The sequence below is a fragment of the Methylosinus sp. R-45379 genome, from assembly GCF_001644125.1.
Taxonomy (GTDB): domain Bacteria; phylum Pseudomonadota; class Alphaproteobacteria; order Rhizobiales; family Beijerinckiaceae; genus Methylosinus.
In genome coordinates this window covers 60,874-85,279 of record NZ_LUUM01000113.1, presented here as the reverse complement: position 1 = coordinate 85,279, position 24,406 = coordinate 60,874, and the positions used below count along the sequence as shown (strand labels likewise).

The following is a 24,406-nucleotide window of genomic DNA, read 5'->3' as shown; positions in this document are numbered from 1 at the left end:
CCGGTTCGCGTGAAGAAAACACGACCGAACAAGGAAATCGAGAGTCATTCCGGCTCGATCTGAACCGGAATGACTCTAGAGCAGGGATGACGAGCAGAATTGGCGGGCAGAATCAGAATGAACGACGCCTCGCCGCCGAGCGACAGACGCGATCGGCTCGCCTCCATCGTCGCGCCGCGACGCGACGCCATTCCGCAGGCGCGGCGCCATTCCCAGCGCGTCGCCCGGCTGCGGCGCTGGCTGCTGTGGGGCAGCGGCGCGATCGTCGCCGCCGTGGCCGTGGGCGTGGCGCTTCATTCGCTGCGCTTTCTGCCGGCCGATCTGCGCTTCTCGCGCATCGCCATGCAGGGCACGCGCATCACCATAGAAAGCCCCAAGCTCGTCGGCTATCGCAAGGACGGCCGCCCCTATGAGCTGCACGCCCGCACCGGCATACAGGATATCGCCAAGCCAGATGTGTTCGAGCTGGAGCAGCTCGAGGTGCATATTCAGAGCGACAATGAATCGAATGTCGTGCTGACGGCGGAACATGGCCTCTATGACGCCAAGAACGACCGCGCCGATCTCTCCCGCGGCGCCCGCGTCTTCGACGGCAAGCATTATGATTTGCGCACCGAAGCGGCGGTCATCGATTTTCGCGGCAATATCGTCACCTCCGACCATCCGACCAGGCTGACGCTGGACAGATCGGTGGTGACGTCGCAATCGGTCGAATTCTCGCAGAACGAGCGCCGCGCGACATTCTCCGGCGCTGTGCATACGACGCTGCCCGGCGACGACGACGCTGGCGCGGCGGAAGGATCGTCTCCATGAAAATGATCGCCAAGAAGTTGATCGCCAAGAAAATGATCTCGACGAAAATCATTGCTTTCCTGACCATTCCCGTCTTCGCGGCCGCGCTTATGACCGCCGCGCCGCTCGCCGCCAAAGGCCGCTCCAGCGGCATTCTCCCCGGCGCCAGCGCCAAGGACCCGGTCGACATAGACGCGGGCAAGCTCGACTATTTCGACAAGGAGCAGAAGCTCGTCTATTCGGGCGGCGTCATCGTCGTGAACGGCCCCTCCACGCTGAAGGCCTCGCGCCTCATCATCTTCCTCGACAAGGCGCAGCCGGGCCAGGAGAGCAACGGCGGCAGCGACCGCGTTCGCCACATAGACGCGGAAGGCCCGGTGACGCTCGTTTCCAAGGATCAGATCGGCACCGGCGATCACGGCAGCTATGAGCGCGGCGAGAACAAGGTCTATCTCATCGGCAATGTGACCCTGACCAAAGACAATGGAGTCGTGAGGGGAGAGAAGCTTACCTACGACACGGCGACGGGCCAAGCGACCGTGATCGAGAAGCCCGGCCAGCGCGTGCGCAGCATTTTCACGCCCGGCGAGGTCAAGGGAGACAATAAGGAGAAGAAGGAGCCCGCTCCCGCCGCGGAACGCCGCGCCGACTGAGGGCGCTCAGCGCTGATAGACGCCGACCAGCGCCGTCTCCTCGAGCAGGACCTCATTGGCGGCGCGCTCCACCTCGAGACAGCTCGGCTCCTTGCGCGCCACGGCGAGCGAGGCTGTGGAAAGCGCCATCAGCCGGAAACGATAGCGATGCGCGCCATGGCGCGGCGGCGGACATGGCCCGCCATAGCCGGAGCCCTCGAAATCATTGATCCCCTGCGAGAAGCCGCGCTGCGGCCCCGGACGCCCGGCGCCTTCCGGCAATCCCGTGGCGTCGCGCGATAGATCATAGACCGCCCAATGGCGCCAGACGCCGGCCGGCGCGTCTGGATCGTCGCAGAGCAGCACGAAGCTCTTCGTCTGCGCAGGCGCGTCGCTCCAGCGCAGCGGCGGCGAGACATTGGCGCCGTCGCATGTGTATTTGCGCGGTATCTCCTCCCCATGGGCGAAGGCCGACGATAGCAGCCGCATATTACGCTCCTGTCGTGAATTTCTCCGCCGCCGCGACAGCGAGACCGAGCGCCGCGGCGACGGCTGCGTTGACGATCTCGCCGCGGGCCACTGAGAGGCCGGCGGAAAGATGCGGATCCTCACGCAAGGCGCCGAGCCCTTTGTCGGCGAGCGCCAGCACGAAAGGCAAGGTCGCGCTGGCGAGCGCGAATGTGGAGGTGCGCGGCACGGCGCCCGGCATGTTGGTGACGCAATAATGCACGACGCCATCGACGACATAGGTGGGATCGGAATGAGTCGTCGGCCGCGAGGTCTCGCAGCAGCCGCCTTGATCGATCGCGACATCGACGATGACCGCGCCCGCCTTCATGCCCGCGACCATGCCGCGGCTGACGAGCTTGGGCGCCGCCGCGCCCGGAACCAGCGCCGCGCCTATGACGAGATCGGCGCGCCGCACCAGCTCCGCTATCGCCGTCGGCGTCGAGAAAATGGTGCGCGGCGCATTGCCGAAGCGCGCGGAGAGGCGCCGCAGCGGCTCGGCGCCGCGATCGGCGACGATGACGCTCGCGCCCATGCCGAGCGCGATCATCGTCGCCTGCGTTCCGACTGTCCCGGCGCCGAGAATCATCACCTCGGCCGGCGGCGCCCCCGGCGCGCCAGCGAGCAGAACGCCGCGCCCGCCCATGGATTTCTCGAGACAGCGCGCGCCCGCCTGCGGCGCGAGCCGCCCAGCGATCTCCGACATGGGCGTCAGCAGCGGCAGACCGCCGAAGGGCGAAGTCACGGTCTCGTAAGCGATGCAGATCGCGCCGGAGCGCATGAGATCGAGCGCCTGCGCACGATCGGCGGCGAGATGCAGATAAGCGAACAGCAGCTGCCCCGGCCGCAATCGCGCGCGCTCCTGCGCCAACGGCTCCTTCACCTTCACGATGAGATCGGCGGAGGCGAAGATCGCTTCCGGCCCTTCCACCAGCGCGGCGCCCGCCGTCTGAAAATCGCCGTCCGAAATCCCCGCGCCGACGCCGGCGCCGCTCTCCACCATGACGAAATGCCCGCGCTGCACGAGCTCGTAGACGCCGGCCGGCGTCAGCGCGACGCGAAATTCATTGTCCTTGATTTCCTTGGGCGCGCCGACGCGCATCATGCTCTCCGATCACGCGAGCGGCGAGAAGCGATCGAGAATCTCGACCACCTCCGCATCCTCGATCTGGCGAAAATTCTCGTAGAAGAAGCCGATCGCGCCGAAGCTCCGATAATCCTCGAGGCAGACGATCTCATCGGCCTCGTGACGAAGCGCTGCGAGCGCATCGGTGGGCGCGACGGGAATGGCGAGAATGAGCTTGCGCGGATGCAGCGCGCGAACCGCGCGCAGCGCCGCGCGCGTCGTCGCGCCGGTCGCGACGCCGTCATCGACGACGACAGCGAGCTTGCCGCCGACATCGGGCCGCGTCCTGCCGCGCAGATAGGCCCCGCGTCGTCTCTCTAGCTCCGCCCGCTCGCGCGCGCAGACGGAATCGAAAACGGACTCCGTCACCTCCGCCGCATCGATCACATCCTCATTGCGCACAATGATCGGCGCGCCGCCATTGGCGATCGCGCCCATGGCCAGCTCCGGCTGATAGGGAACGCCGATCTTGCGCACCAGCACGAGATCGAGAGGCGCCTTCAGCCTCTCGGCGATATGCGCGGCGACGGGAACGCCGCCGCGCGGCAATGCATAGACGACACAAGCTTGGCCGGCATGCGCGGCGAGCGCATCGGCGAGGCGGCGACCTGCGTCGTCACGGTCTCGAAACGGCATGGCGATCCAGCTCCGGCGCGGATGCGCGACGCCATCGATATAGTCGGGAGCCGCCGCGATGCGAGAGGCCGCTCACGAAGGCGCCCGCTCGCCGAGCGGCCGCACCGCGCTGGCCTGAGGGCCATCCTCGGCGTCTTCAGGCACATAGCGCACACGATCGCCGCGCTCGAGCGCATCGAAACCCGCGCCTTCGACGCTATTACGGTGAAAATAGAGTTCCTGCCCATCCTCGCCTTCTAGGAATCCATAGCCGTCCTCGCGCATCAGCCGGCGCACGACGCCGAGCGCGGGCTCGGCATGCTGCTTCACATGACCCTCGAGGCGACGCACCTGATCCTGCAGCCGGCGGCGCGCGCGTTTGAAAGCGTCGTTCAGCGCGAAATCGAAATCCTGATAGCGCTCGTCCTGCGGCGGCGTGCGCTCGACGATCGCCTCGCGCCCATCCGGCAGAGCGAGCCGTATGTTGATCTCATATTGCCCGCCCGTGTGATGACGCGTGCTCGGCGCCTTGACCACGATGCGGCAAGCGGTGACGCGGCCGAAGCGAGTCTCGAGCTCGTCGATCTGACGCGCAATGCGCGCCTGCGCCTGCGGCGAAGCCTCCATGCCTTGAAAATCGATTTCCGGCGTCGTCTGCATGGCCGAGCCTCCGTTTTCGTGACGCGAATTTCGCCGCCGCTCGTGCGAGCAGCGCGATAGATAGATAGGGCGTGCGGAGGAAGTCGCGCCGCCGGCGGAAGGATGCGCATCATGACGACGCCGATCGCCGAGTTCGAGGTTGCCGTCGGGCCGCGCCGGCTCGGCGGCTCGCTCGCAGTTCCAGAAGATGCGCAGGGCTCGATAATCTTCGCGCATGGCTCGGGCTCGTCGCGCTTCAGCCCACGCAATCGCTTCGTCGCGGCCGCGCTGCGCGAGAGGCGCCTCGCGACATTGCTGATGGATCTGCTGAGCGAGGAAGAAGCCGAGGACCGCCGCAATGTCTTCGACATTCCCTTGCTGGCCAGCCGCGTCGTCGAGGCGATCGACTGGGCCGCGATCGAGCCTCTGCTCCACAATCTGCCGATCGGCCTCTTCGGCGCCAGCACGGGCGCCGCCGCAGCTCTCGTCGCGGCGGTGGAACGGCCACAAAAGGTGAAAGCGATCGTCTCGCGCGGCGGACGCCCCGATCTCGCGGGCCACGCGCTAGAGCATGTGCGCGCGCCGACTCTGCTCATCGTCGGCGGACTCGATTTCGAAGTTCTTAATCTCAATCGCATCGCGGCGAGACGCTTGGCCGACGCACGGCTCGACGTCGTGCCAGGCGCGACACATTTGTTCGAGGAGACTGGAACTCTGGAGCAGGCGGCCGCGCTCGCGGCGGAATGGCTGGCCGAGAAATTGGCGCGGCGCGATCGAAGCGAGAGATTCGCATGACCACGCTGGCCCAGACGCAACCTTATCTGAAGCGTCTCTTCGAGCGCATCGATCTCGCGCCGCGGCCGATCGGCGTCGAGACGAGCCGCGCGCTCGAGCATTGGCGCGCCTCACGCCGCGGCGTTGCGCCGACTTTCGCCGATGTCGTCGCCGATCTGCGTCATGGCGGCTTCGCCTTTCGCGCCGTGCCGGAAGCGCGCGATTATGAGATCGTGATCGGCGCCAAAGCGGTGGCGCCGCTGCTCGGCGCCGTCGCGGAAGGCGCGCGCTTGAGCGAGGCGCCCAACCGCCGCGGCGCCGTGCGCCTGCGCCGCCTCTTCGATGAAGCCTTGCGCGCCGGCGAGCCTGCGCTCGTGGAGTTCACCCTGGTCGAGAAAGGCCGCGACCGCGCCGGCGTCGAGCTGCTCGCTGCTCCGCTCGCGCTCGCCGATGGCGCGCTCGGCGCCGTGCTCGGCGCGCTGAACATTCAGCGCTATGAGGCGCCGGCGCCGGCGCATGAGCCGCCGCCGGCGACGGACGAGCCGATCGCGCTGTTCGCGCTCGGCTCCAGCCGCGCGCTCGGCGAGCGCGTCGCGCGCGAGCTCGCGATCACGCTTTCGCCGCATGAGGAGCGCCGCTTCGAGGATGAGGAGCGCAAGACGCGGCCGCTCGTCGGCGTGCGCGACAAGGATGTCTATGTCCTCGCGAGCCTCGAGGGCGAGACCGGCGACAGCGGCGCCGACAAGCTCTTGCGCCTTCTCTTCTTCATCGGCGCGCTGCGCGACGCCGGCGCCGCGCGCGTCACCGCCGTCACGCCCTATCTCTGCTACGCGCGCAAGGATCGCCGCACCAAGCCGCTCGATCCTGTAGCTACGCGCTATGTCGCGCAATTGCTGGAGGCGATCGGCGCCGATCGCATCGTCGCCATCGACGCGCATAATATCGCAGCCTTCGAGAACGCCTTTCGCATAGAGGCCGTCGCGCTCGACGCGCAGGCGCTGTTCGCGCGCTATTTCGCGCAGCGGCTCGGCACCGAGCCTGCGGCGATCGTCTCTCCCGATCTCGGCGGCGAAAAGCGCGCCGAGCTGTTCCGCCAGCGCCTCGAGACAATCCTCGCGCATCCGGTCGCGAAGGGCTTCATGGACAAGCATCGCAGCATGGGCGAGATCGCCGGCGAGATTTTCGCCGGCGATGTGGCTGGCCGCGCGGTCGTCATTCTCGACGATCTCATCAGCAGCGGCGGCACGATGGCGCGCGCCGCGCGCGCCTGCCGCGCCAATGGCGCGACGCGCATCTTCCTCGCCGCGACGCATGGACTCTTCGCGCGCGACGCCGACAGCGCGCTGCGCGAGGCGCCGATCGAGGAGATCGTCGTCACCGACACGGTCGCGCTGAGCGAAGCCGTCGCGCAACGCTTGCGCGGGCGCCTGGTGACGCTCGGCGTCGCGCCGCTGCTCGCCGAGGCGATCGCGCGCCTCCACAGCGGCGGCTCCATCGACGAATTGCTCGACACAGGTCCGAAAGGCGCCCCATGACCGCAAATGCTCTCTTCGTCGATCTCTATGAGATCGCCATGCTCCGCGCCTATTTCGAGCTCGGCATGGCGGAGCGCCGCGCCACATTCGGCCTCTTCGTGCGGCGTCTGCCGCCAGCGCGCAATTTCCTGCTCGCCTGCGGCCTCGCCGATGTGCTGAGAGAGCTGCACGAGCTGTGCTTTTCGGAAGACGATTTGCGCTATCTCTCCTCGCTCGGCTTCGGGCGCGAGTTTCTCGACTGGCTCGCGCGATTTCGCTTCACCGGCGACATTCGCGCGCTGCCGGAGGGCACGCCCTTCTTCGCCAATGAGCCCATTCTCGAAGTGACGGCGCCGATCGGCGAGGCGCAGATCGTCGAGACGCTGATCCTCAATCAGATCGGCCTGCAGACCATGCTCGCCTCCAAGGCGGCGCGCATGGTCTTCGCCGCGCGCGGACGCGCCATCGTCGATTTCGGCGCACGCCGCGCGCAAGGCTTCGACGCCGCGCTGAAAGGCGCGCGCGCTTTTCATATCGCCGGCGTCGCCGCCACCTCCGATCTCGCCGCGGGCAGAGCGCATGACATCGCCGTCGCCGGAACCATGGCGCACAGCTTCATCGAGGCCTGCCCTTCGGAGGCCGCCGCCTTCGAGGCCTATGCGCGCATGTTTCCCGGCGCGACGCTGCTGGTCGACACCTATGATACGCTGGAAGGCGTGCGCAAGATCGTCGCGCTGGCGCAGGAGATGGGCGCCGATTTCGACGTGCATGCGATAAGGCTCGACTCCGGCGACCTCGATGCGCTGTCGCGGCAGGCGCGGCGCATATTGGACGAAGGCGGGCTCACGCGCGTCGAGATCGTCGCGAGCGGCGGGCTCGACGAAACGCTCATCGATCGCCTCGCCGCCTCGCATGCGCCGATCGACGCATTCGGCGTCGGCACGGAAATGGCGGCTTCCACCGATGCGCCGGCGCTCGATATCGCCTATAAGCTCGTGGAATTCGCTGGCGAGGGGCGCATGAAGCTGTCGCCCGGCAAGCGCAATCTACCGGGCCGCAAGCAGATCTTCCGCCAATTCCACGATGGCGTCGCGCTGCGCGACGTCATCGCGCGCGAGGACGAGCGCTACTCCGGCGTTCCATTGCTCGAGCCGGTGATGCGCGACGGCGAGCTGGTGAAGCCGCATCCGAGCCTGCCCGACATTCGCGAGCATGCGCGCGCGGCGATGGCGGCGCTGCCGTCCGACGCCCGCGGCCTTTCGCCTTGCGCCGGTCCCTATCCGGTGACGATCAGCGTGAGCCTCGCCGAATATGAGCGCGAGGTGGAAGCGTCTCTCACGCGCAAGGCTCCGCGGACGCGACAGCCGCATCTCACCCGATGCGCGTGAGGCGCTCACGCGCGAGCGCGAGATAGCGGCGCGCGAGCGGCTCCCATTTGTCCTTGTGACGCGGCGCGGGATCGAGCAGATGAGCGAGCGAGAGACGCACACGCAGCAGCGCGCGACAAGCGCCATAGAGCGCAAAGAGCGCGGGCGGCGGCGGAGTTGGCAAACGCCGCGCCGTGGCCTCGACAATGGCCGCGCCGATTTGCGGCGCGCCGAGCAGAGCGCATTCGAGATCGAGAAAAGCGAGCTCGTCGAAAGGATCGACCTGCCGCAATTCATCATTGAACTCGAGACAATCGAAAATCGCCAGCGGCTCGCAAAAGCAGATATGCTCGGGTCGCAAATCGCCATGTCCATCGACGATGCGCCCTTCGCGCACGCGCGCCTCCAGCGCCGGCGTCTGCGCTACCAGCAGGCGATCGACGCGATCGAGCAGAGCCACGGCGTCGTAATGATCGAGCGCGAAATCGCGCAGGGTGATGATGCGTCGATTTTCCGCCTGCTCGCGAAAGAAGCGCGCGACATATTCGGACGCGGAGATGGTGGAGCGATCGGCGCCCGCATAAAAGGCGGCAAGACGCATTGCGAGCGCCTCGATCCGGCGCGCGTCGACAGCGCCGGCAGCCAGCAGACGATCGAGCATCAGCTCGGCCGGCAAACGCTTCATCTCGACGAGCCAATCGACGATCTCGCCCGCGCCGCCGATCGCCAATCGTCCATCGGCGAACGTGACCGGAACCACATCGAGATAGACATTCGGCGCGAGGCGACGATTGAGCCGAAGCTCTGCGCGACAATCGGCCTCACGCGCGCGCGGCGTCGAAAAATCCAGGAAGGCGAAGCGCACGGGCTTCTTCAATTTATAGACGCGGTCTCCCGCAAGGAACAGGCGAGACATATGTGTCTCGACGACATCGACGCCGGCGGGCGCGCGCGCGAGGCGACGCTTCAGCTCCTCGGCGAGGCGATCGGATGGCGCTCGGTCTTGCGGCGAAGACATAGGCGGCTTCATTGGAGGAGGTCGCGATGACGAGAAAGAAGATAGGGCTGCGCTCGACCGACGCTCTCCTGATCGTCGATCTTCAGCTCGACTTTTTTTCGGGCGGCAAGCTCGCTGTTCCAAAGGCCGAGGAGATTCTCCCGGTCGTCAATGAGGTCATCGACGAGGCGCGCCGCTCCGGGACTCAGATCATCGTCTCGCGCGACTGGCATCCGCCGGACCATGTGAGCTTTGCCGCGCAGGGCGGAGAATGGCCGCAGCATTGCGTGCGCGGCAGCAGAGGCGCGGAGTTTCACCCTGAGCTGCGCCTGCCGCCGGGCGCTTTGTTCGTCTCCAAGGCCAAGCGCGCGGAGCGCGAGCAATATTCCGATTTCGACGGCACCAGCCTCGCGGAGGAGCTGCGCCGGCGCGCCATAGATCGCATTTTCGTCGTCGGTCTCGCCGAAGATTTCTGCGTGAAATGCAGCGCGATCGACGCTGCGCGTCTCGGCTTCGAGACTCATGTGCTGCGCGCGGCCACGCGCCCAGTGACACGCGAGGGCGGCGAGAAGGCGCGCGCGGAAATGCGCGCCGCCGGCGTGACGGTGATCGAGCCGTCCCGCGCCCCATATGACGTCGATCACATCTCGAGGACGTGAGCCATGCCGGAAATCAATACCGATAAAGTCTGCTTCGTCATCGTCAAGGCGCGCGAGCTCGAGGCCGAGGACGAAGGCATGCAGCCCGACGCCTCCAATCCTTCCGACGACAAATTCGTGAGCGTGCTGACGGAGGAAGGCTGGTCGCCAAATCGCCGCGAGCTCGTCGAGTTCATCGAGGCGATGGACGATGACGAGCAGGCGGAGCTGGTCGCGCTCGTCTGGGTCGGACGCGGCGATTTCACCGCCGATGATTGGGATTCCGCGGTCATTCAGGCGAAGGAGCGACGCAAAGGGCCGACCTCGAAATATCTGCTCGGCATTCCGCTGCTGGCGAGCTATCTGGAGGCGGGGCTCGACGAGTTCGACGAGAGCTGCGAAGGCTTCGAGGACGATCGGCAATAATTTCAAAGACGAAAACGCGCGACGAGCGGCGCGTGGAGTGAGCCGAGAATCGGATCTTGCGCCGTCGCCTCATCGGCGAGGCCCTCATTCGATATCACGACCTCCTCGCATCGTGACGCGAGAGCGGGCGACGCCAATATCTGGTCGATGAGCGTCTTGCGGCCGGCGTGAATCACGGTGAAGCGCGTGCGCTCCGCAATGCGCAGCGCGAGCGGGGCGAGACTGCGCGGCCCGGCCGCGGCCTCTTCCGCGCCCCAGAGAATGCGCGCGGGCGCATCATAGGCGTCGCAGTTGAGATCGCCGCAGACGGCGATGAGCGGCGCGGTCTCCACATCGAAAATGCGATCGACGAAGAGCCGCGCCTCCAGCGCCTGCGCTTCGCGCTTTTGCGCGGCGAGCCATTGGCCTTCCGCGAAGGCGCGGCTCGATTTGCGATCCGCCTCGCCCGGCAGCGGCACGGCGCGCGGCGCGCGTAAATGCAAGTTCAGCACATGTAGCGTTGCGCCATCGGGGAGCATGATGCGCGCATAGAGAATGGGCCGCTCGAATAGAATGTCGATCGGCTGCGGGGCGCTCGTTTCCGGCGGCGGAATCCAGCGCCAGGGCGCGATTATGTCGTGATAGAGCTGGCGGCGCTCGACGATCGGCCAGCGCGAGAGCAGCGCGAGATTGTGGATATCGGCGGGCGCGTCGGCGCCTGGACGCGAAGTCGTCGCGCGGAAGAAATTCGCATAGCCGCCGCCTTCGACGAGACGATCGAGCGCGATGAAGCGTCGCGGCGCATGCGCGGTCTCGCGCTGCGCATCGACCTCCTGAAGGCAGAGAATATCGGCGTCGATCGCCGCGAGCTGCGGACGCAGCACGGCGAGGCGCCGATCGAATTCGTCCTGCGCCGATGGCGACCAGTCCAAATTCTCTATGTTGAAGGTCGCGAGGCGAAAATGGCCCGCCATTCGTCGAAAATCCGTCTCGCGCCCTCTCCCGCGCGCGGCGGGAGAGGGAGATTGCCGTCGCCGCTCACGCTGCCTTTATATCGATATTCTTCTCGGATTTCTGCGCCTGCGCCGATTTGGGCAGATGCACGGTCAGCACGCCTTTGGCGAAGGTCGCGTCGATCTTGTCGGCCTCGACATTCTCCGGCACGCGAAAGGCGCGACGGAAGGAGCCATAGCGACGCTCGGAGAGGAAATAGCCCTTGTCCTTCTCCTCGCGCTGCTCCTTCTTCTCGCCGCAGATGATGAGCGAGCCGTTGGAGAGCTTCACCTCGACATTCTTCTCGTCTATGCCGGGAAGCTCCGCGGTGATCTGATATTCCTTGTCCTTCTCGACGAGATCGACCGCGGGCGTCGCCGCCCAGCCGATGCCGAAGCGTCCGAAAGGCTCGAGATCTGGCGTCGCGCCTTTTTGGAAGGGCGCATCCTCGAACAAGCGATCGATCTGCCGCCGCAGCGTCTCCAGAGGATGCCAGTCGAACAATCCAGAGTTCGGCAGCGTCTCCTTCGATTCTTTCACCGGAACTCTCGTCTGCGCTTCCGCCATTTCCGCCTCCTCTATCAAAATGGACGATCGGCGTGGCGCGCGCGTCGGCGCGCTCGCACGACGCCTGTGACGTAGGAGCGCCGCGCGAAAAGACAATCGGCGCATTGCGTCGGCGAAGGGCGGATAGGATGAGAAGCGATCGAAAGCGAAGGCTTTCGCTGCGGGGCGACGCCATAGGCAAAGTGTCGCGGCCGGTTATATTGCTCTTTAATGGAGCGCTGCGACATGTCCAACGAGCCGACGCTGACCGAGGACGACATCATGCGCGCGCTGGAGGCGCGGCTCGGACGACTGCATGCGCGCCAGAGGCTCGGCATAGAGCGCGACCATGAGGCGCAGATCTTCGGCCAGGGCCTCAATTTCTTTCACCCGGAGAATCTCGCCGCCTCGCCGCTGCTGATCCGCGCCGCGCTCACCGCCGTCGGACTCTACCGCCGCGGTCTCGCCAATGCGGAGAAGCTTCTGCTGCGCGAGAATGAGATCGTCAGCGCGCGGCTGCCGCGCGCCTTCGACGGCTTCGCCATTCTCCATTTGAGCGATCTGCACGTCGATATGTGTCCGCGCGCTATGGCGCGGCTGCGCGAGATGGTCGCCGATCTCGCCTATGATCTCTGCGTGCTCACCGGCGATTATCGTGGCGCGACGCATGGGTCCCACGCGGCGGCGCTGGACGGCATGGCGGAGCTGCGCGAGGCTTTGCGCGCGCCGATCCTCGCCGTGCTCGGCAATCACGACACGATATTGATGACGCCGGGCCTCGAGCAGATGGGGATGCGCGTTCTGCTCAATGAGTGCGAGACATTCGTCCGCGACGGCGCGCGCATTCATGTCGCCGGAGTCGATGACGCGCATTATTTTCGCGTCGACAACATCGCCAAGGCCGGCGAGGGAATTCCGCAAGGCGAATTCTCTCTGCTGCTCTCGCATACGCCGGAGATTTTTCGACAGGCGGCGCATGCGGGCTTCGACGTTCTGCTCGCCGGTCATACGCATGGCGGGCAGATCTGCCTGCCGGGCGGCGTCGCGCTCACGCTCGACTCCGTGCTGCCGCGCGCCTATGGCGCCGGCGCTTGGCGATATCACGACATGCAAGGCTATACGTCGGTCGGCGCCGGCTCCTCCGTGCTGCCGGTGCGGTTCAATTGTCCGCCGGAGATCACCTTGCATCGGCTGCGGACCGCCTGAGCGGCGAAATCGCCCGCGCATCTGGTCGAGCTTCGCGTCCGCCGCTAGAATATGACAGAGACGTGAAGGAAAGGGCGTGGGATGCAGGGCGGCTGGCGAATTGCGGGCGCGGGCCTTCGAGGCTTTCGGACGACGATCGGCGCGGCCCTGCTGCTCGCGGCCAGCGCCGCCGCGGCCTTGGCGGCGCTCTATCCGCGGGAGGCGCGGCGCTTCATGGCGGAGGAGGATTTTCGCCGCTATCCGGGCGCCGGCGTGCTGACGTGTCGCACGGAGGAGGGCGTGCCGGAGCGCGCGGCCGCCGCCTGGCTGATCGGCGACCGCGGCCTCGTCGTGCTCAACGCGCATAATTTCGTCGATCGCAAGCTGCGGCCGACGCATCCCATAGACGATTGCGCTTTCTCCATCGGCGAGAAGGAATACGCCTTCGACACGGACAGCCTGCGCTTCGGCTTCGCCCGCGACGCCAAATCGCTGAACATCACCGATGATTGGGCGCTGGTGCGCCTGCGCGATCCCGTGGACGCCGATATAACGCCGCAGCCGATCCCCGACGGGCCGGCGCTGCCGACCGGCGTCGAGAAGCTGCGCGTGGTGATGGTGTCGCCTGCCGGCCACTCCAATTTCCGCCGCGCGACCAGCATAGAAGAGTGCCAGATTCATCAGATCGACGCGCCGACGGAGGCGGGAATTCGCCGCGCTCGGCATGATTGCAACGACGGCTATGGCGGCTCGGGCTCGGGGATTTTCGGCGACGATGGACGGCTCATCGCCATGCACAGCGCCTCGCTGGACATGAATTCGCGCCGAGATTTCGACATGGAACGCCATTTCGGCATGGCGCTGCTGTTCGAGGGCGAATTGCTGGACGCTATTCGGGCCAATCTTCGGGCAGACGCGCGCTAGAGCGCTTCGGGAAAAGGCTCACGGCCCCGCGCGTGGCGGAATCGTGCGCAGCCAGAGGATGAGCGCATCGAGATCGCGTGGCGTCATCTTCGAGAAATGCGCCTTGGAGAGATTGGCCATGGTCGGCTTGAGCGGCTTGGCGTCGCGGCCGACGCCGGCGACAATGGCGGCCTTGATCTCCTCGTCGCTCCAGGCGCCGATCCCGGCCGTCGGATGCTGGGTGATATTGGCGCCGACCGCCGTTCCCGCCGGCGTGCGGAACAGCTTGCCGCCGGCGCCGAGCTTTTCCTTATGGTCGAGCGCGCCATTGGTCTCGCCGCTGTGGCATTCCATGCAACGCGCCAGGGTCGCGACATAAAATCCGCGCCGCAGCGGATCGTCGAGCGCGCTCTCCTCGAATGGCGCCTCGGCGCCGGGAAAGGTGTCGGCCTTCTGCTCGCCGTCGCGGCGCTGCGCCGGCCGCGCGGACTCCACCGGCGCCGATGTGCGCAGAAAGGCGACGACCGCCTCGATATCCCGCGCGGTCAATATCCGATAATATTCCGACGGCATGGCCGGCGCGAGACGTCCCTCCGGCCCGACGCCGGCGACGATCGCCGCCGTCAGCCGCTCATCGCTCCAGGACCCGATTCCGGTCGCGGCGTCCGATGAAATATTCGGGCCGCGCACGCTGTAAGTCTCGCCATTGAAAGTCTGCGAGCCGCCGGAAAAGCGCTTGTCGAGCCGATAGCCGTCGGGGCCGCGCGGCGTATGGCAATTGTCGCAGGCGGTCAGCGCCTCGACGAGATAACGGCCGCGATCGATATCCGCGGCGGCGGCCGGGGCGGCGAGGCAGAGCGGCAGCAAGGCGCGGCACGCCAGAGAACGCGCCCATGCGAGAGCAGAATTGGAGAGCACAGCCTATCCGATAGCTCGAGAATGTCTCGCCAACATAGGCGGCGCCGAGGCGCGCTTCATTTCAAAAAAGTCTCGATTGCGCGGGCGATTTGTCCCGTCGTCAGAACGGCCGCTCGCGGACGCGCAGATCGAACATGAGCCGCGAGAGCGCCTGCGAGCCTAAGAAGAACAGGCCGGTGACGATGACGATCTCCCCTGCCCCGAGGCGCGCCGGGGCGGCGATGGCGAGCAGCGGGAGCAGCGCTTCCGGAATTTGATCGAGCCCCGGCGCGCGGCTGCTGGAGGGAAGGCCGAGCCGGCGCTTGACGAAGCTCGAGAAAAGATCGCCCGCCATGGCGAAAGCGCCGAGCAATGCGCCGAGATGAACGGGAAAGCCGACGAGCGGCGCGCAGCAAGCGGCGGCGAGCACGGCGAGAAGCAGCCCGCGCCAAGTCTTGGCGGGGCCGAGCAGCGGCCGTCCGTCGAAGAAGCGGGCGCCGCCGTCCACAGGGCGGGCGAAGAGGTCGCCGAGCAGCCTTTTGCCGAGCACCGGCGCGCCATTGGCGACGATCAGCAGAAGCAGCAAGCGGAGAATCAGGGCTCCATCCATCCCATCCTCACCATGTCGCATCCTCGCCATGTCCCTTCCTCGCCGAACACGCCAGGGCTCAGGGCTCCCTCGGCAATATAGCGGAGGCGGACGCGGCGTCATGCGGCCCAATATTCGACTAATCTTGTTGACTTATGGACTTGTACTCCTAGCATTCACGCTACAGGATTCGCTCAGAAGGCTCTCGAGGACGCCCATGCCGAGCAATGTCGATTTCGTCTTCGTCGATCAGATCGCCGTCGGGCTTTTGGTGACCGAGGGCGAATGCAAGAGATTTTGCGGCGCCTCATGGGCGCTGGCCGCGCTCGAGGGCGCCGTATTCGCTGATCTCGAGGAGGCCGAAAAGATCGTCGCGCGGCATTTGCGCAGCCGCGGCGAGCACAGCTGCGCCGGTTAGTTTCGCGCGGCGCATCCTTGTCGGAGCAGGCGCGCCTCTCTACATGAGCTGCGATATCCCGCCGCGCGGGAGCCTGTATTCCTCGAGGCCGGTCATGGGCGAGGGCGCAGCAGCGGCCGATGGCCCCGATTTCTCGCTCGGCGTCAGCGTCGCCGATATGGCCGACGGCGCCATTCTCTCCGGTCGCGTCGGCGCCGAGCCGGCGTTGCTCATCCGCCGCGGCGACGAATTCTCCATCATCGGCTCCGCCTGCACCCATTATCAGGGTCCGCTCGGCGAGGGGCTGGTGGTCGCCGACACGATCCGCTGCCCCTGGCATCACGCCTGCTTCAGCCTGCGCGACGGACGAGCGCTGCGCGCCCCGGCCCTCGACCCCATTCCCTGCTGGCGCGCCGAAAAGCGCGGCGATCTCCTCTTCGCCATGGAGAAGATCGCCCCCTCGACGCGCGAGCGCGCGCCCGCGCCGCCGACGCTCGGACGCGTCGTCATCGTCGGCGGCGGAGCGGCCGGGCTCGCCGCCGCCCATGAGCTGCGCGAGGAAGGCTATTCCGGCTCGCTGGTCATGGTCAGCGCCGACGCCGCCGCCCCCTATGACCGCCCCAATCTGTCGAAAGATTATCTCGCCGGCTCGGCGCCGGAAGACTGGCTGCCGCTGCGCCCACGCGCTTATTACGAGGAGCGGCGCATCGAGCTGCTGCTGGCGACGCGCGTGCGCGCGATCGACCCCGGCGCGCGACTGGTCTCCCTCGAGCATGGCGAGCCGCTGCGCTATGACGCGCTGCTGCTGGCGACCGGCGCCGAGCCGGTGCGCCTGACAATTCCGGGCGCCGAGCTGCCGCATGTCCATTATCTGCGCAGCCTCGCCGACAGCCGCGCGCTCATCGCCGCGGCGGCGCGGGCCTCGCGCGTCGCGGTGATCGGCGCGAGCTTCATCGGCCTCGAGACCGCCGCCGCGCTGCGCGAGCGCGGGCTCGAGGTCAATGTCGTGGCGCCGGACGCGACGCCGATGCAGAAGACGCTGGGGGAGGACATAGGCCGGCTGGTGCGCGCGACGCATGAGACGCATGGCGTCGTCTTTCATCTTTGCGAGAGCGTCGTCGCCATCGGCGAGGATCATGTCGCTCTGGCGAGTGGCGCGCGCGTTCCGGCCGATCTCGTCGTCGTCGGCGTCGGCGTGCGCCCGCTCACGACGCTCGCCGAGGAGGCCGGCCTCGCCGTCGATCACGGCGTCCTCGTCGATGAATATCTCGAAACCAGCGCTCAGAGCGTCTTCGCCGCCGGCGATATCGCGCGCTGGCCGGATCGCCGCAGCGGCGAGCGGATCAGGATCGAGCATTTCGTCACCGCCGAGCGCCAAGGGCAGACGGCGGCGCGCAATATACTCGGCGCGAAGGAGCCCTTCGAGGCGCCGCCCTTCTTCTGGAGCCGTCATTACGACATGACCATCGCCTATGTCGGACACGCCGGCGCCTGGGATCGCGTCGAGATCGCCGGCGACCTCGAGAAAAGGGATTGCATCGTCACCTATTTCTCCCGCGATCACAGAATGGCGACAGCCACGATCGGCCGCGATCTGGACAATCTACGCGTGGAAGCCGAGCTGGAAGCGTCGACCAGCGGTTGAACGAGCATAGTCTGCGCACGGATGACGCATTCGACTTCGATTCGAGATATGGGCTCGGCCCATTCTTCTAGCAGGCCATGGCCGGTTCTTTCGTGGACGCGCCCACAGCCTGGCCGAGCAAGTCAAACGGCGACGTCGACGGCCGCTCGATTTTCGAGCGTAGTTCTACGTAGCAGTCGCGACAAATATTTATGCCCAGATTTAGTGATGCTTGGTTAGGAATTAGTTGCGAGGGGTAGAGCATTGATGTATACCCGCAAATGTCTTTGCGGTCGAAACGGCGCTGACTTGCCCGCCCCGAGCTTGCCGGGCTTTGCCCCGTCGACCGCGCCGTGTCAGGACTTCCGGCGCCGAAACGAGAAAGTGAAGAGTGAAGAGATGACATCGACGAACAACATCGAACTCGCGGCCGACATCGTTTCCGCCTATGTGAGCAATAATTCGGTTCCGGCCGGCGATCTCCCGGGCCTCATCAACGAAGTCTATGGCGCGCTCATGCGGGTCGGCTCCGGCGTCGTCGTCGAGCCGGCGGAAGCGCCCAAGCCCGCCATTTCGGTGCGCAAGTCGGTGACCAACGACTTCATCATCTGCCTGGAAGACGGCAAGAAGTTCAAGTCTCTCAAGCGCCATCTGCGCACGCAATACGGTCTTTCGCCGGAAGAATACCGCGAGAAGTGGGGTCTCGCCGCCGATTATCCGATGGTCGCTCCGAATTACGCCAAGGCGCGCTCAACCCTCGCCAAGCAGATGGGCCTCGGCCAGCAGCGCCGCCGCCGCGGCAGCCGCTGATCCCGAACGACCGACGAAGGCGCGCCGCGAGCTCGGCGCGCCCATAGGTTGCAGGCCACGCCGCAGCCGCTTCGTCACATCGTATTTTTTTAAATTCTTTCCGCCCGCTTTCGCCTAGAGCGAGGGTGTGCGAGGAAACGACGCTGGACCCGCGTCCGGCTCGCAACACGGTCGCTTCGGCGGCCGTGGCCGCTCGATTGTTGTCACTTGAGGCGAATGGGGGAAGCTCATGCGGCGTATCGCAGTTGCTCTGTGCATTTCATTCATGGGTTGCTCGGCCGGGTCTGCGTACGAAACAGGGGGCTTGGCCGGATTGTTCGATTTGAGTCCGCGTGGACAGCAGCAGCCGGCCGACGGCCGGCCGCAGGCGACCGCAGTCGCCCGCGAGATCGTGTCCTATCCCGGCGGCTACTCGCCCGGCACCATCGTCGTCTCGACCAATGAGCGGCGGCTCTATTATGTTCTCGGCAATAATCAGGCGATCCGCTATGGCGTCGGCGTCGGCCGGCCGGGCTTCGAATGGACCGGCACGCGCGTCGTCTCCAGCAAGCGCGAATGGCCGGATTGGACGCCGCCCACGCAAATGCTGCGCCGCCGCCCCGATCTGCCGCGCCATATGCAGGGCGGGCTCACCAATCCGCTCGGCGCGCGGGCCATGTATCTCGGCGGCTCGCTCTACCGCATCCACGGCTCCAACGAGCCCGAGACCATCGGCCAGGCGGTTTCCTCCGGCTGCATCCGCATGACCAATGAGGATGTCGTCGACCTCTACGAGCGTGTGCGCGTCGGCGCGCGGGTCATCGTCAACCGCTGATCTCCAAATCCGTAAAATCGCGCGCCGAGCGCCCGAAAGGGTTCGGCGCGCTTTTTTTATCGCTCGCCCGGACGGTCCCGATCCAGGCCCTTTGCCGCGAGCTCCTGCTCGTAGGCGGCGAAATCCGCCGCGCCGCCCGCGCCGAGCTCATGGAGATAGCCCCAGGTGTAGATGCCGGTGTTGTGGAGATCGTCGAAATCCAACCGCACGGCGTAATGGCCGACCGGCGCGACGCCGATTATGGCGACATTGCGCTTGCCGCCCACGGTCTTGCGCTCCTCCGGCGAATGGCCCTGCACCTCGGCCGAGGGGCTGCGCACCCGCAAATGCTCGGCCGAAAGATCGAAGCTCGCCCCATTCTCGAAGCTCACTTTGAGCTTCCGCCCCTCTTCCATCAGGCGTATTTCGCTCGGCCAAATATCCGCGTCGGCCATGGTCTTCTCCCGATCGTCTGGTCGGCCGTCCGCCCCGGCGCACCCATTGCTTGGGGCTTCACGCGCGGCCATTCCGTCAATATATAGGAACCTCCTTTGGAGCCTATACGCAGGACGGGACGCCGCAAACGGTCGACTATATGAATCCGCATCCGAAAATCGCCTATGATCCCACGGCCCCCGCGCCGCTCGTCGACCCGTTCGGACGGGCCGTTTCCTACCTGCGCGTCTCGGTGACGGATCGTTGCGATTTCCGCTGCGTCTACTGCATGTCCGAGCACATGCAATTTTTGCCCCGCCGCGATCTGCTGACGCTGGAGGAGCTCGACCGGCTCTGCACGGCCTTCATCGAGCGGGGCACGCGCAAGCTGCGCATCACCGGCGGTGAGCCCTTGATGCGCCGCGATATTCTCTCGCTGTTCGAGCGTCTCTCGCGTCATCTGATTTCCGGCCGGCTAGAGGAGCTGACGCTCACCACAAACGGCTCTCGGCTCGAGCGCTTCGCGCAGGCGCTGGTCGATTGCGGCGTCAAGCGCGTCAATGTCTCGCTCGACACGCTGGATCGGGAGCGTTTCCGACAATTGACGCGCACCGGCGACCATGAGCGCGTTCTCGCCGGCGTCGACGCGGCGCTACGCGCCGGCCTCGAGGTGAAGCTCAACGCCGTGGCGCTGAAAGGCGTCAATGAGGACGAGTTCGTCGCGCTGACGCGCTTCGCCCATGAGCGCGGCATGGATATGACCTTCATCGAGGTGATGCCGCTCGGCGAGATCGACGGCGGCGAGCGCGTCGATCAATACATCCCGCTGACTTTGGTCCGCGAGCGTCTTGCCGAGCGCTTCACGCTGGAGGAGATCGACTATCGCAGCGGCGGGCCTGCCCGCTACATGCGCGTCGCCGAGACTGGCGGGCGCGTCGGCTTCATCACGCCGCTCTCGCATAATTTCTGCGAATCCTGCAATCGCGTGCGCGTCACCTGCACCGGCACTCTGTTCATGTGCCTCGGCCAGGAGGACGCCGCCGATCTGCGCGCGCCGCTGCGCGCCGATCCGACCGACGCCTCGCTCAACGCCGCCATAGACGAGGCGATCGCCCGCAAGCCCAAGGGCCATGATTTCATCATCGACCGCTCGACGCGAGCGCCGGCCGTCGCGCGGCATATGAGCACGACCGGGGGATGATCCGGCGCCTCGCCACCGCCGCGGCGACCATCGCCCTTCTTCTCTGCCCGGCCGCCGCCGAGCCACGCCATTTGCGCATCGCCAGCGAAGGCGCGCGGCCGCCCTTCAACTATCTCGACGCCAATAATCAGCTCGCCGGATTCGAGATCGATCTGACGCGCGAGATCTGCCGCCGCATCGAGGCCGATTGCGTCTTCATCACCCAGGAATGGGAGAGCCTCGTCTTCGGGCTCGAGAATCGGCAATATGATCTCGTCGTCTCGGCCATGGAGATAAACGAGGAGCGGCTGCGCAAAATCGACTTCTCCAAGCCCTATGCGCATACGCCCTCAGCGCTGATCGCGCAGCGCCAATCGCCGCTCGCGAACGCCGATCCGAAAACGCTGCAGGGCGCCCGCATCGGCGTCGTCGCGGATGGGCCGCAGCAGGCCTATGCGGAGGACAAGCTCAAGGAGAGCGAAGTGCAGCGCTATGCGACGCTCGAGGCCGCCATGCTGGACCTCGCCGAGGGCCGCGTGGACGTCGTCGCGGAGGAAAAGCTCGCGGCCATGGATTTTCTGCGCGAGCGCAAGGAAGGGCGCTGCTGCCGCATCATCGCCGATCTGCCGCAGGACGCGGCCTATTTCGGCGGCGGCTTCGGCTATGGCCTGCGCAAAGGCGCCACGGCGCTGAAGAGCGCAATCGACGCGGCGATCGACGCGATCGTCGCCGACGGAACCTATCGCACGATCCGCAGCAAATATTTCGATTTCGACATACGCTGAAACGGGGACGGCCGGCCTCGGCCTTGCTTCCTCGCTCTCGCATCTCACCCGCAGAGGACCGACCAATGACCGAGCTGACCGTCGCCTTCATCGGATTGGGCGTGATGGGCTATCCGATGGCCGGCCATCTCGTCACGCGCGGCGCGCGCAAAGTCGTCGTCTACAATCGCACGCCGGAGAAAGCCGAGCGCTTCGCCGTGCAATTTTCCGCGAAGACGGCGCCGACGCCGCGCCTCGCCGCCGAAGGCGCGGATTTCGTCTTCTCCTGCGTCGGCAATGACAATGATCTGCGCCAGGTGACGATCGGCGAGGACGGCGCCTTTCGCGCGCTGAAAGCCGGCGCGGTCTTCGTCGATCACACCACCGCCTCGGCGGAGGTCGCGCGCGAGCTCTACGCGCACGCGAAAAAGGGCGGCTTCGGCTTTCTCGACGCGCCGATCTCCGGCGGCCAGTCCGGCGCCGAGAATGGCGCGCTCACGGTGATGTGCGGCGGCGATGCGGAGGATTTCGCCCGCGTCGAGCCCGTGCTCGCCGCCTATGCGCGCGCCAGCCGGCTGATGGGACCGTCCGGCGCCGGGCAGCTCACCAAAATGGTCAATCAGATCTGTATCGCCGGCCTCGTCCAGGGCCTCGCCGAGGCGCTGGATTTCGCCAGCCGCGCCGGGCTGGACGGCGCCGCGGTCGTCGAGCTCATCAAGAATGGCGCGGCGCAATCCTGGCAGATGGAGAATCGCCACAAGACCATGCTCGCCGGCGAATATGATTTCGGCTTCGCGGTCGAATGGATGCGCAAGGACCTCGGCATATGCTTCGCCGAGGCCCGCCGCAATGGCGCGAGCCTGCCGGTCGCCGCGCTGGTCGATCAATTCTACGCCGAGGTGGAGAATATGGGAGGCCGACGCTGGGACACGTCGAGCCTCATGGCGCGCCTGCGCAGATAGGGCGCAGACGGCGAGAATGGAAAGCGCGAGCGCGGCTGCCAACCGGAGGCGGATGCGCGAATCGGAGCGCGCTTTCAAATCGTTCGGTGAGTGTTATGGTCGCGCCGGGCCTGGGGAGGTCCAGGTCGCGCTCTTTAGTCCCCTGGGGCGGAGAGCGATGATGGGAGAAAAAAATGAAAGCCAAGATCGTTTCGGGCTCGACCATCGCCGCGGCGGCGATCGCTCTGGCGCTCGCGGGCGGCGTTTCGACGCAGGCCTCCGCCAAGCATTCCAAACATGTCTGCAATATGGAAAAAGGCCAGTGCGGCGGCAAGACGAAGTGCATGACCAAAAAGGGCGTCTGCAAGCATCATAAGGGGCATAAGGCCTCCTGCAGCGCCAAGGGTTCCTGCGCCGGCCGCTGAGCCGATCGAAGCCGTCGATCGCGCGCCATTCGGGGCGCGATCGATTCTCGCGGCGGGGGCGACGCGAAAGAGCATTTGGAGCGCGAGAGATGAGCAGACCCGCCCCATTGGGACACGGCCTCGGACTGAGGCCGATCTATTATGATGAAATTCTCTCGACGCGCCCTGCCGTCGACTGGTTCGAGATCATCTCGGAAAATTACATGACCGGCGGCGGCCGGCCCACCGCCATGCTGGAGCGCGTGCGCGCCGATTATCCGATCGTGATGCATGGCGTCGCAATGTCGCTCGCCTCCACCGATCCGCTCGACTTCGATTATCTGCGCGAGCTGAAGACGCTGGCCGAGCGCGTGGAGCCGGCCTTCGTCTCCGACCATCTCGCCTGGACCGGCGTGCATGGCGTGACGCTGCACGATCTCTTGCCGATTCCCTATACGGAGGAAGCGCTCGCCCATGTCGCCGAGCGCGTGATGCGTGTGCAGGATTTTCTCGGCCGGCGCCTCGTCGTCGAGAACGCCTCCACCTATGTCGCCTTTCGCGAATCTGAGATGAGCGAATGGGCCTTCGTCAATGAGCTGGCGCGGCGCGCCGACTGCCTGCTGCTGCTCGACGTCAACAATGTCTTCGTCTCCAGCTTCAATCACGGCTTCGACGCCAATGCGTTCATCGACGCCATAGACCCGGATCGCGTGGCGCAATTCCATATGGCCGGCCATACCGACAATGGCACGCATCGCATCGACACGCATGACCAGCCGGTCTGCGACGAGGTGTGGGCGCTCTATGAGCGCGCGCGGCGGCGCTTCGGCGCGGTCTCGACCATGATCGAGCGCGACGATAATTTCCCGCCCTTCGAGGAATTGCTCGCCGAGCTCGGCCATATGCGCGAGATCGCCGCGCACATAGACGCCGAGAGCGCACGGAGCGCCGCATGAGGCTCGCAGAGCTGCAGGCCATGTTCCAGGCCGGCGTGCTCGCCGGCGCCGAGGATGGCGCGCAAATTCTCGAATCGGTGAAGAATTCGCGCCAAGCCGACCGCACCACGCTCTTCGGCGTCTATGTGAACGCCTATCACGCGCGGCTCGCGGAGTTCCTGGCGGCGGACTTCCCCGCCCTGCGCGCGCTCATCGGCGAGGAAGCCTTCGACGCGCTCGCCGACGCCTATATCGGCGCGCAGCCCTCGCGCGAGCGCAACGCCCGCTGGTACACGACGCGCCTGCCGGATTTTCTGCGCGAGAGCGAAGCGTGGCGCGACGATGCGCGCGCGATCGACCTCGCGCTGTTCGAGCGCGCGCTCACCGACGCTTTCGACGCGCCCGACGCCGAAGCTCTGCCGATCGAGGAGCTGGCCGCCTTCGCGCCCGAGCAATGGCCGCGCCTCTCCTTCGCCTTTCACCCGAGCCTCATATTGCTGGAGCTCGAGACCGGCACGATCGCGACGCATGAGGCGGCGATGGAGCAGCAGGAGCTGCCGCCGCGCGGCGAAGGCCGCGGCCATGTCGCCCTATGGCGCGCCGATCTCGACTCCGTTCATTGCGAATTGGAGGCGGACGAGTTCATGGCGCTGTCTCTGGCGATGGAGGGTCACGCTTTCGGCGACATTTGCCAAATGGCCGCCTTCCGCGATCACGCCGACGCCTCGCCCGAGCGCCTGGCGCAAATGCTCACCGGCTGGTTCCAGGAAGGGCTGGTGGTGGGCGCGGAGGCAGGCGAGGAGGGCTGAGCGGCTTTCTCCGCCGCCATTCGCGCCGAGCCTCTCACCCCGGCCCTCTCCCCGCTGACGCAGGGAGAGGGAGCGCACGGCGTCCGCACGCCATAACGACGCACAAGCTCTCGAGGCGTGACGGTCGCGCCCTCGCGGTCCCCACATTTGGGGGCATATCGCGAATAGGGCGGTGATTCGCCTTCCGTTCTCCTA

General features: G+C 66.2%; 29 protein-coding genes. 19 read left to right on the top strand and 10 right to left on the bottom strand.

From position 1 onward, the window contains the following. The first annotated feature begins 117 nt into the window (after nucleotides 1-117). Nucleotides 118-813: an LPS export ABC transporter periplasmic protein LptC gene (gene lptC, locus A1351_RS06085; RefSeq protein ID WP_064032499.1), complete on the top strand. Its 696-nt coding sequence runs from the start codon at nucleotides 118-120 to the stop codon at nucleotides 811-813. Then, nucleotides 810-1,445, top strand: coding sequence for an LptA/OstA family protein (locus A1351_RS06080; RefSeq protein WP_245291587.1), 636 nt, complete (start codon nucleotides 810-812; stop codon nucleotides 1,443-1,445). The genes lptC and A1351_RS06080 overlap by 4 nt, the downstream gene beginning before the upstream one ends. A 6-nt stretch (nucleotides 1,446-1,451) precedes the next feature. Here the strand turns inward: A1351_RS06080 and A1351_RS06075 are convergent, their stop codons facing one another. The 4 genes from A1351_RS06075 to A1351_RS06060 all read right to left on the bottom strand — a co-directional run bounded on the left by A1351_RS06075 (nucleotide 1,452) and on the right by A1351_RS06060 (nucleotide 4,332). After that, nucleotides 1,452-1,913, bottom strand: a complete 462-nt coding sequence (locus A1351_RS06075) for a YbhB/YbcL family Raf kinase inhibitor-like protein (RefSeq protein WP_024881419.1) — start codon at nucleotides 1,911-1,913, stop codon at nucleotides 1,452-1,454. Nucleotide 1,914: 1 nt separating this feature from the next. After that, nucleotides 1,915-3,033 (bottom strand): alanine dehydrogenase, encoded by a 1,119-nt coding sequence (gene ald, locus A1351_RS06070; RefSeq protein WP_064032542.1) that lies wholly within the window; start codon nucleotides 3,031-3,033, stop codon nucleotides 1,915-1,917. Between the two features lie 12 nt (nucleotides 3,034-3,045). Then, entirely contained in the window at nucleotides 3,046-3,693 is a 648-nt protein-coding gene (locus tag A1351_RS06065) for a phosphoribosyltransferase (protein ID WP_064032498.1), read from the bottom strand. Nucleotides 3,694-3,765: 72 nt separating this feature from the next. After that, nucleotides 3,766-4,332, bottom strand: a complete 567-nt coding sequence (locus A1351_RS06060) for a cold shock domain-containing protein (RefSeq protein ID WP_064032497.1) — start codon at nucleotides 4,330-4,332, stop codon at nucleotides 3,766-3,768. Nucleotides 4,333-4,443: 111 nt separating this feature from the next. On the opposite strand from A1351_RS06060, the gene A1351_RS06055 reads away from it, so the two are divergent. Genes A1351_RS06055 through A1351_RS06045 form a run of 3 tightly spaced genes read left to right on the top strand, consistent with a single transcriptional unit; the run spans nucleotide 4,444 to nucleotide 7,987 of the window. Continuing rightward, entirely contained in the window at nucleotides 4,444-5,106 is a 663-nt protein-coding gene (locus tag A1351_RS06055; RefSeq protein WP_064032541.1) for a dienelactone hydrolase family protein, read from the top strand. Further along, on the top strand, nucleotides 5,103-6,620 hold the full coding sequence (locus tag A1351_RS06050) for a ribose-phosphate pyrophosphokinase (RefSeq protein WP_083967170.1): 1,518 nt from the start codon (nucleotides 5,103-5,105) through the stop codon (nucleotides 6,618-6,620). The genes A1351_RS06055 and A1351_RS06050 overlap by 4 nt, the downstream gene beginning before the upstream one ends. Then, nucleotides 6,617-7,987: a nicotinate phosphoribosyltransferase gene (locus A1351_RS06045; RefSeq protein WP_064032496.1), complete on the top strand. Its 1,371-nt coding sequence runs from the start codon at nucleotides 6,617-6,619 to the stop codon at nucleotides 7,985-7,987. The genes A1351_RS06050 and A1351_RS06045 overlap by 4 nt, the downstream gene beginning before the upstream one ends. Here A1351_RS06045 and A1351_RS06040 read toward each other — a convergent pair. Beyond that, entirely contained in the window at nucleotides 7,971-8,984 is a 1,014-nt protein-coding gene (locus A1351_RS06040; RefSeq protein WP_036291937.1) for a hypothetical protein, read from the bottom strand. The two genes, A1351_RS06045 and A1351_RS06040, sit on opposite strands and share 17 nt — an antisense overlap. Nucleotides 8,985-9,010: 26 nt before the next feature. Between A1351_RS06040 and A1351_RS06035 the strand changes: the two genes are divergently transcribed. Together A1351_RS06035 and A1351_RS06030 are read left to right on the top strand one after the other, a co-directional pair. Beyond that, nucleotides 9,011-9,622 (top strand): nicotinamidase, encoded by a 612-nt coding sequence (locus A1351_RS06035; RefSeq protein WP_026599610.1) that lies wholly within the window; start codon nucleotides 9,011-9,013, stop codon nucleotides 9,620-9,622. A gap of 3 nt (nucleotides 9,623-9,625) precedes the next feature. After that, nucleotides 9,626-10,027 carry a DUF3775 domain-containing protein gene (locus A1351_RS06030; RefSeq protein ID WP_024881428.1) on the top strand — a complete coding sequence of 134 codons (402 nt, stop codon included), beginning with the start codon at nucleotides 9,626-9,628 and terminating at the stop codon, nucleotides 10,025-10,027. 2 nt (nucleotides 10,028-10,029) lie between these two features. Here the strand turns inward: A1351_RS06030 and A1351_RS06025 are convergent, their stop codons facing one another. Together A1351_RS06025 and A1351_RS06020 are read right to left on the bottom strand one after the other, a co-directional pair. Further along, complete coding sequence (locus A1351_RS06025; protein ID WP_024881429.1) at nucleotides 10,030-10,980, bottom strand: endonuclease/exonuclease/phosphatase family protein; 951 nt, start codon at nucleotides 10,978-10,980, stop codon at nucleotides 10,030-10,032. A gap of 64 nt (nucleotides 10,981-11,044) precedes the next feature. After that, complete coding sequence (locus tag A1351_RS06020; protein ID WP_024881430.1) at nucleotides 11,045-11,566, bottom strand: Hsp20/alpha crystallin family protein; 522 nt, start codon at nucleotides 11,564-11,566, stop codon at nucleotides 11,045-11,047. A gap of 225 nt (nucleotides 11,567-11,791) precedes the next feature. Here A1351_RS06020 and A1351_RS06015 point away from each other — a divergent pair, with 225 nt between their 5' ends. Both A1351_RS06015 and A1351_RS06010 read left to right on the top strand, forming a co-directional pair. Next, the gene (locus tag A1351_RS06015) at nucleotides 11,792-12,751 is read left to right on the top strand and encodes a metallophosphoesterase (protein WP_064032539.1); all 960 of its coding nucleotides are present in this window, start codon (nucleotides 11,792-11,794) and stop codon (nucleotides 12,749-12,751) included. Nucleotides 12,752-12,832: 81 nt separating this feature from the next. After that, a complete protein-coding gene (locus A1351_RS06010) occupies nucleotides 12,833-13,654 on the top strand; it encodes a serine protease (protein ID WP_024881432.1) in 822 nt (273 codons plus the stop codon). A gap of 18 nt (nucleotides 13,655-13,672) precedes the next feature. Here the strand turns inward: A1351_RS06010 and A1351_RS06005 are convergent, their stop codons facing one another. Both A1351_RS06005 and A1351_RS06000 read right to left on the bottom strand, forming a co-directional pair. Then, nucleotides 13,673-14,551 (bottom strand): c-type cytochrome, encoded by an 879-nt coding sequence (locus tag A1351_RS06005; protein ID WP_245291586.1) that lies wholly within the window; start codon nucleotides 14,549-14,551, stop codon nucleotides 13,673-13,675. A 100-nt stretch (nucleotides 14,552-14,651) separates the two neighbouring features. Then, a complete protein-coding gene (locus tag A1351_RS06000; RefSeq protein ID WP_024881434.1) occupies nucleotides 14,652-15,140 on the bottom strand; it encodes a CDP-archaeol synthase in 489 nt (162 codons plus the stop codon). A 196-nt stretch (nucleotides 15,141-15,336) separates the two neighbouring features. On the opposite strand from A1351_RS06000, the gene A1351_RS05995 reads away from it, so the two are divergent. The 4 genes from A1351_RS05995 to A1351_RS05980 all read left to right on the top strand — a co-directional run bounded on the left by A1351_RS05995 (nucleotide 15,337) and on the right by A1351_RS05980 (nucleotide 18,764). Then, nucleotides 15,337-15,537 (top strand): hypothetical protein, encoded by a 201-nt coding sequence (locus tag A1351_RS05995; protein WP_026599615.1) that lies wholly within the window; start codon nucleotides 15,337-15,339, stop codon nucleotides 15,535-15,537. Nucleotides 15,538-15,631: 94 nt separating this feature from the next. After that, a complete protein-coding gene (locus A1351_RS05990) occupies nucleotides 15,632-17,161 on the top strand; it encodes an FAD-dependent oxidoreductase (RefSeq protein WP_064032495.1) in 1,530 nt (509 codons plus the stop codon). A 378-nt stretch (nucleotides 17,162-17,539) separates the two neighbouring features. Continuing rightward, on the top strand, nucleotides 17,540-17,950 hold the full coding sequence (locus A1351_RS05985; RefSeq protein WP_024881437.1) for a MucR family transcriptional regulator: 411 nt from the start codon (nucleotides 17,540-17,542) through the stop codon (nucleotides 17,948-17,950). 229 nt (nucleotides 17,951-18,179) lie between these two features. Continuing rightward, nucleotides 18,180-18,764, top strand: a complete 585-nt coding sequence (locus A1351_RS05980; RefSeq protein ID WP_024881438.1) for a L,D-transpeptidase — start codon at nucleotides 18,180-18,182, stop codon at nucleotides 18,762-18,764. A 56-nt stretch (nucleotides 18,765-18,820) separates the two neighbouring features. Here A1351_RS05980 and A1351_RS05975 read toward each other — a convergent pair whose 3' ends face one another. Further along, entirely contained in the window at nucleotides 18,821-19,198 is a 378-nt protein-coding gene (locus A1351_RS05975) for a gamma-butyrobetaine hydroxylase-like domain-containing protein (RefSeq protein WP_024881439.1), read from the bottom strand. A gap of 140 nt (nucleotides 19,199-19,338) precedes the next feature. Here A1351_RS05975 and moaA point away from each other — a divergent pair, with 140 nt between their 5' ends. The 6 genes from moaA (at nucleotide 19,339) to A1351_RS05945 (ending at nucleotide 24,211) form a co-directional block, all read left to right on the top strand. After that, complete coding sequence (gene moaA, locus A1351_RS05970) at nucleotides 19,339-20,379, top strand: GTP 3',8-cyclase MoaA (protein WP_024881440.1); 1,041 nt, start codon at nucleotides 19,339-19,341, stop codon at nucleotides 20,377-20,379. Further along, on the top strand, nucleotides 20,376-21,143 hold the full coding sequence (locus tag A1351_RS05965; protein ID WP_024881441.1) for a transporter substrate-binding domain-containing protein: 768 nt from the start codon (nucleotides 20,376-20,378) through the stop codon (nucleotides 21,141-21,143). The genes moaA and A1351_RS05965 overlap by 4 nt, the downstream gene beginning before the upstream one ends. 65 nt (nucleotides 21,144-21,208) lie before the next feature. Next, nucleotides 21,209-22,084 carry an NAD(P)-dependent oxidoreductase gene (locus A1351_RS05960; RefSeq protein ID WP_036309046.1) on the top strand — a complete coding sequence of 292 codons (876 nt, stop codon included), beginning with the start codon at nucleotides 21,209-21,211 and terminating at the stop codon, nucleotides 22,082-22,084. A gap of 173 nt (nucleotides 22,085-22,257) precedes the next feature. Then, nucleotides 22,258-22,488 (top strand): hypothetical protein, encoded by a 231-nt coding sequence (locus tag A1351_RS05955; protein ID WP_018267602.1) that lies wholly within the window; start codon nucleotides 22,258-22,260, stop codon nucleotides 22,486-22,488. An 89-nt stretch (nucleotides 22,489-22,577) separates the two neighbouring features. Next, nucleotides 22,578-23,423: a DUF692 domain-containing protein gene (locus A1351_RS05950; RefSeq protein ID WP_024881443.1), complete on the top strand. Its 846-nt coding sequence runs from the start codon at nucleotides 22,578-22,580 to the stop codon at nucleotides 23,421-23,423. Further along, on the top strand, nucleotides 23,420-24,211 hold the full coding sequence (locus A1351_RS05945) for a DNA-binding domain-containing protein (protein WP_024881444.1): 792 nt from the start codon (nucleotides 23,420-23,422) through the stop codon (nucleotides 24,209-24,211). Before A1351_RS05950 ends, A1351_RS05945 begins: the two co-directional genes overlap by 4 nt. Nucleotides 24,212-24,406: the final 195 nt, after the last annotated feature.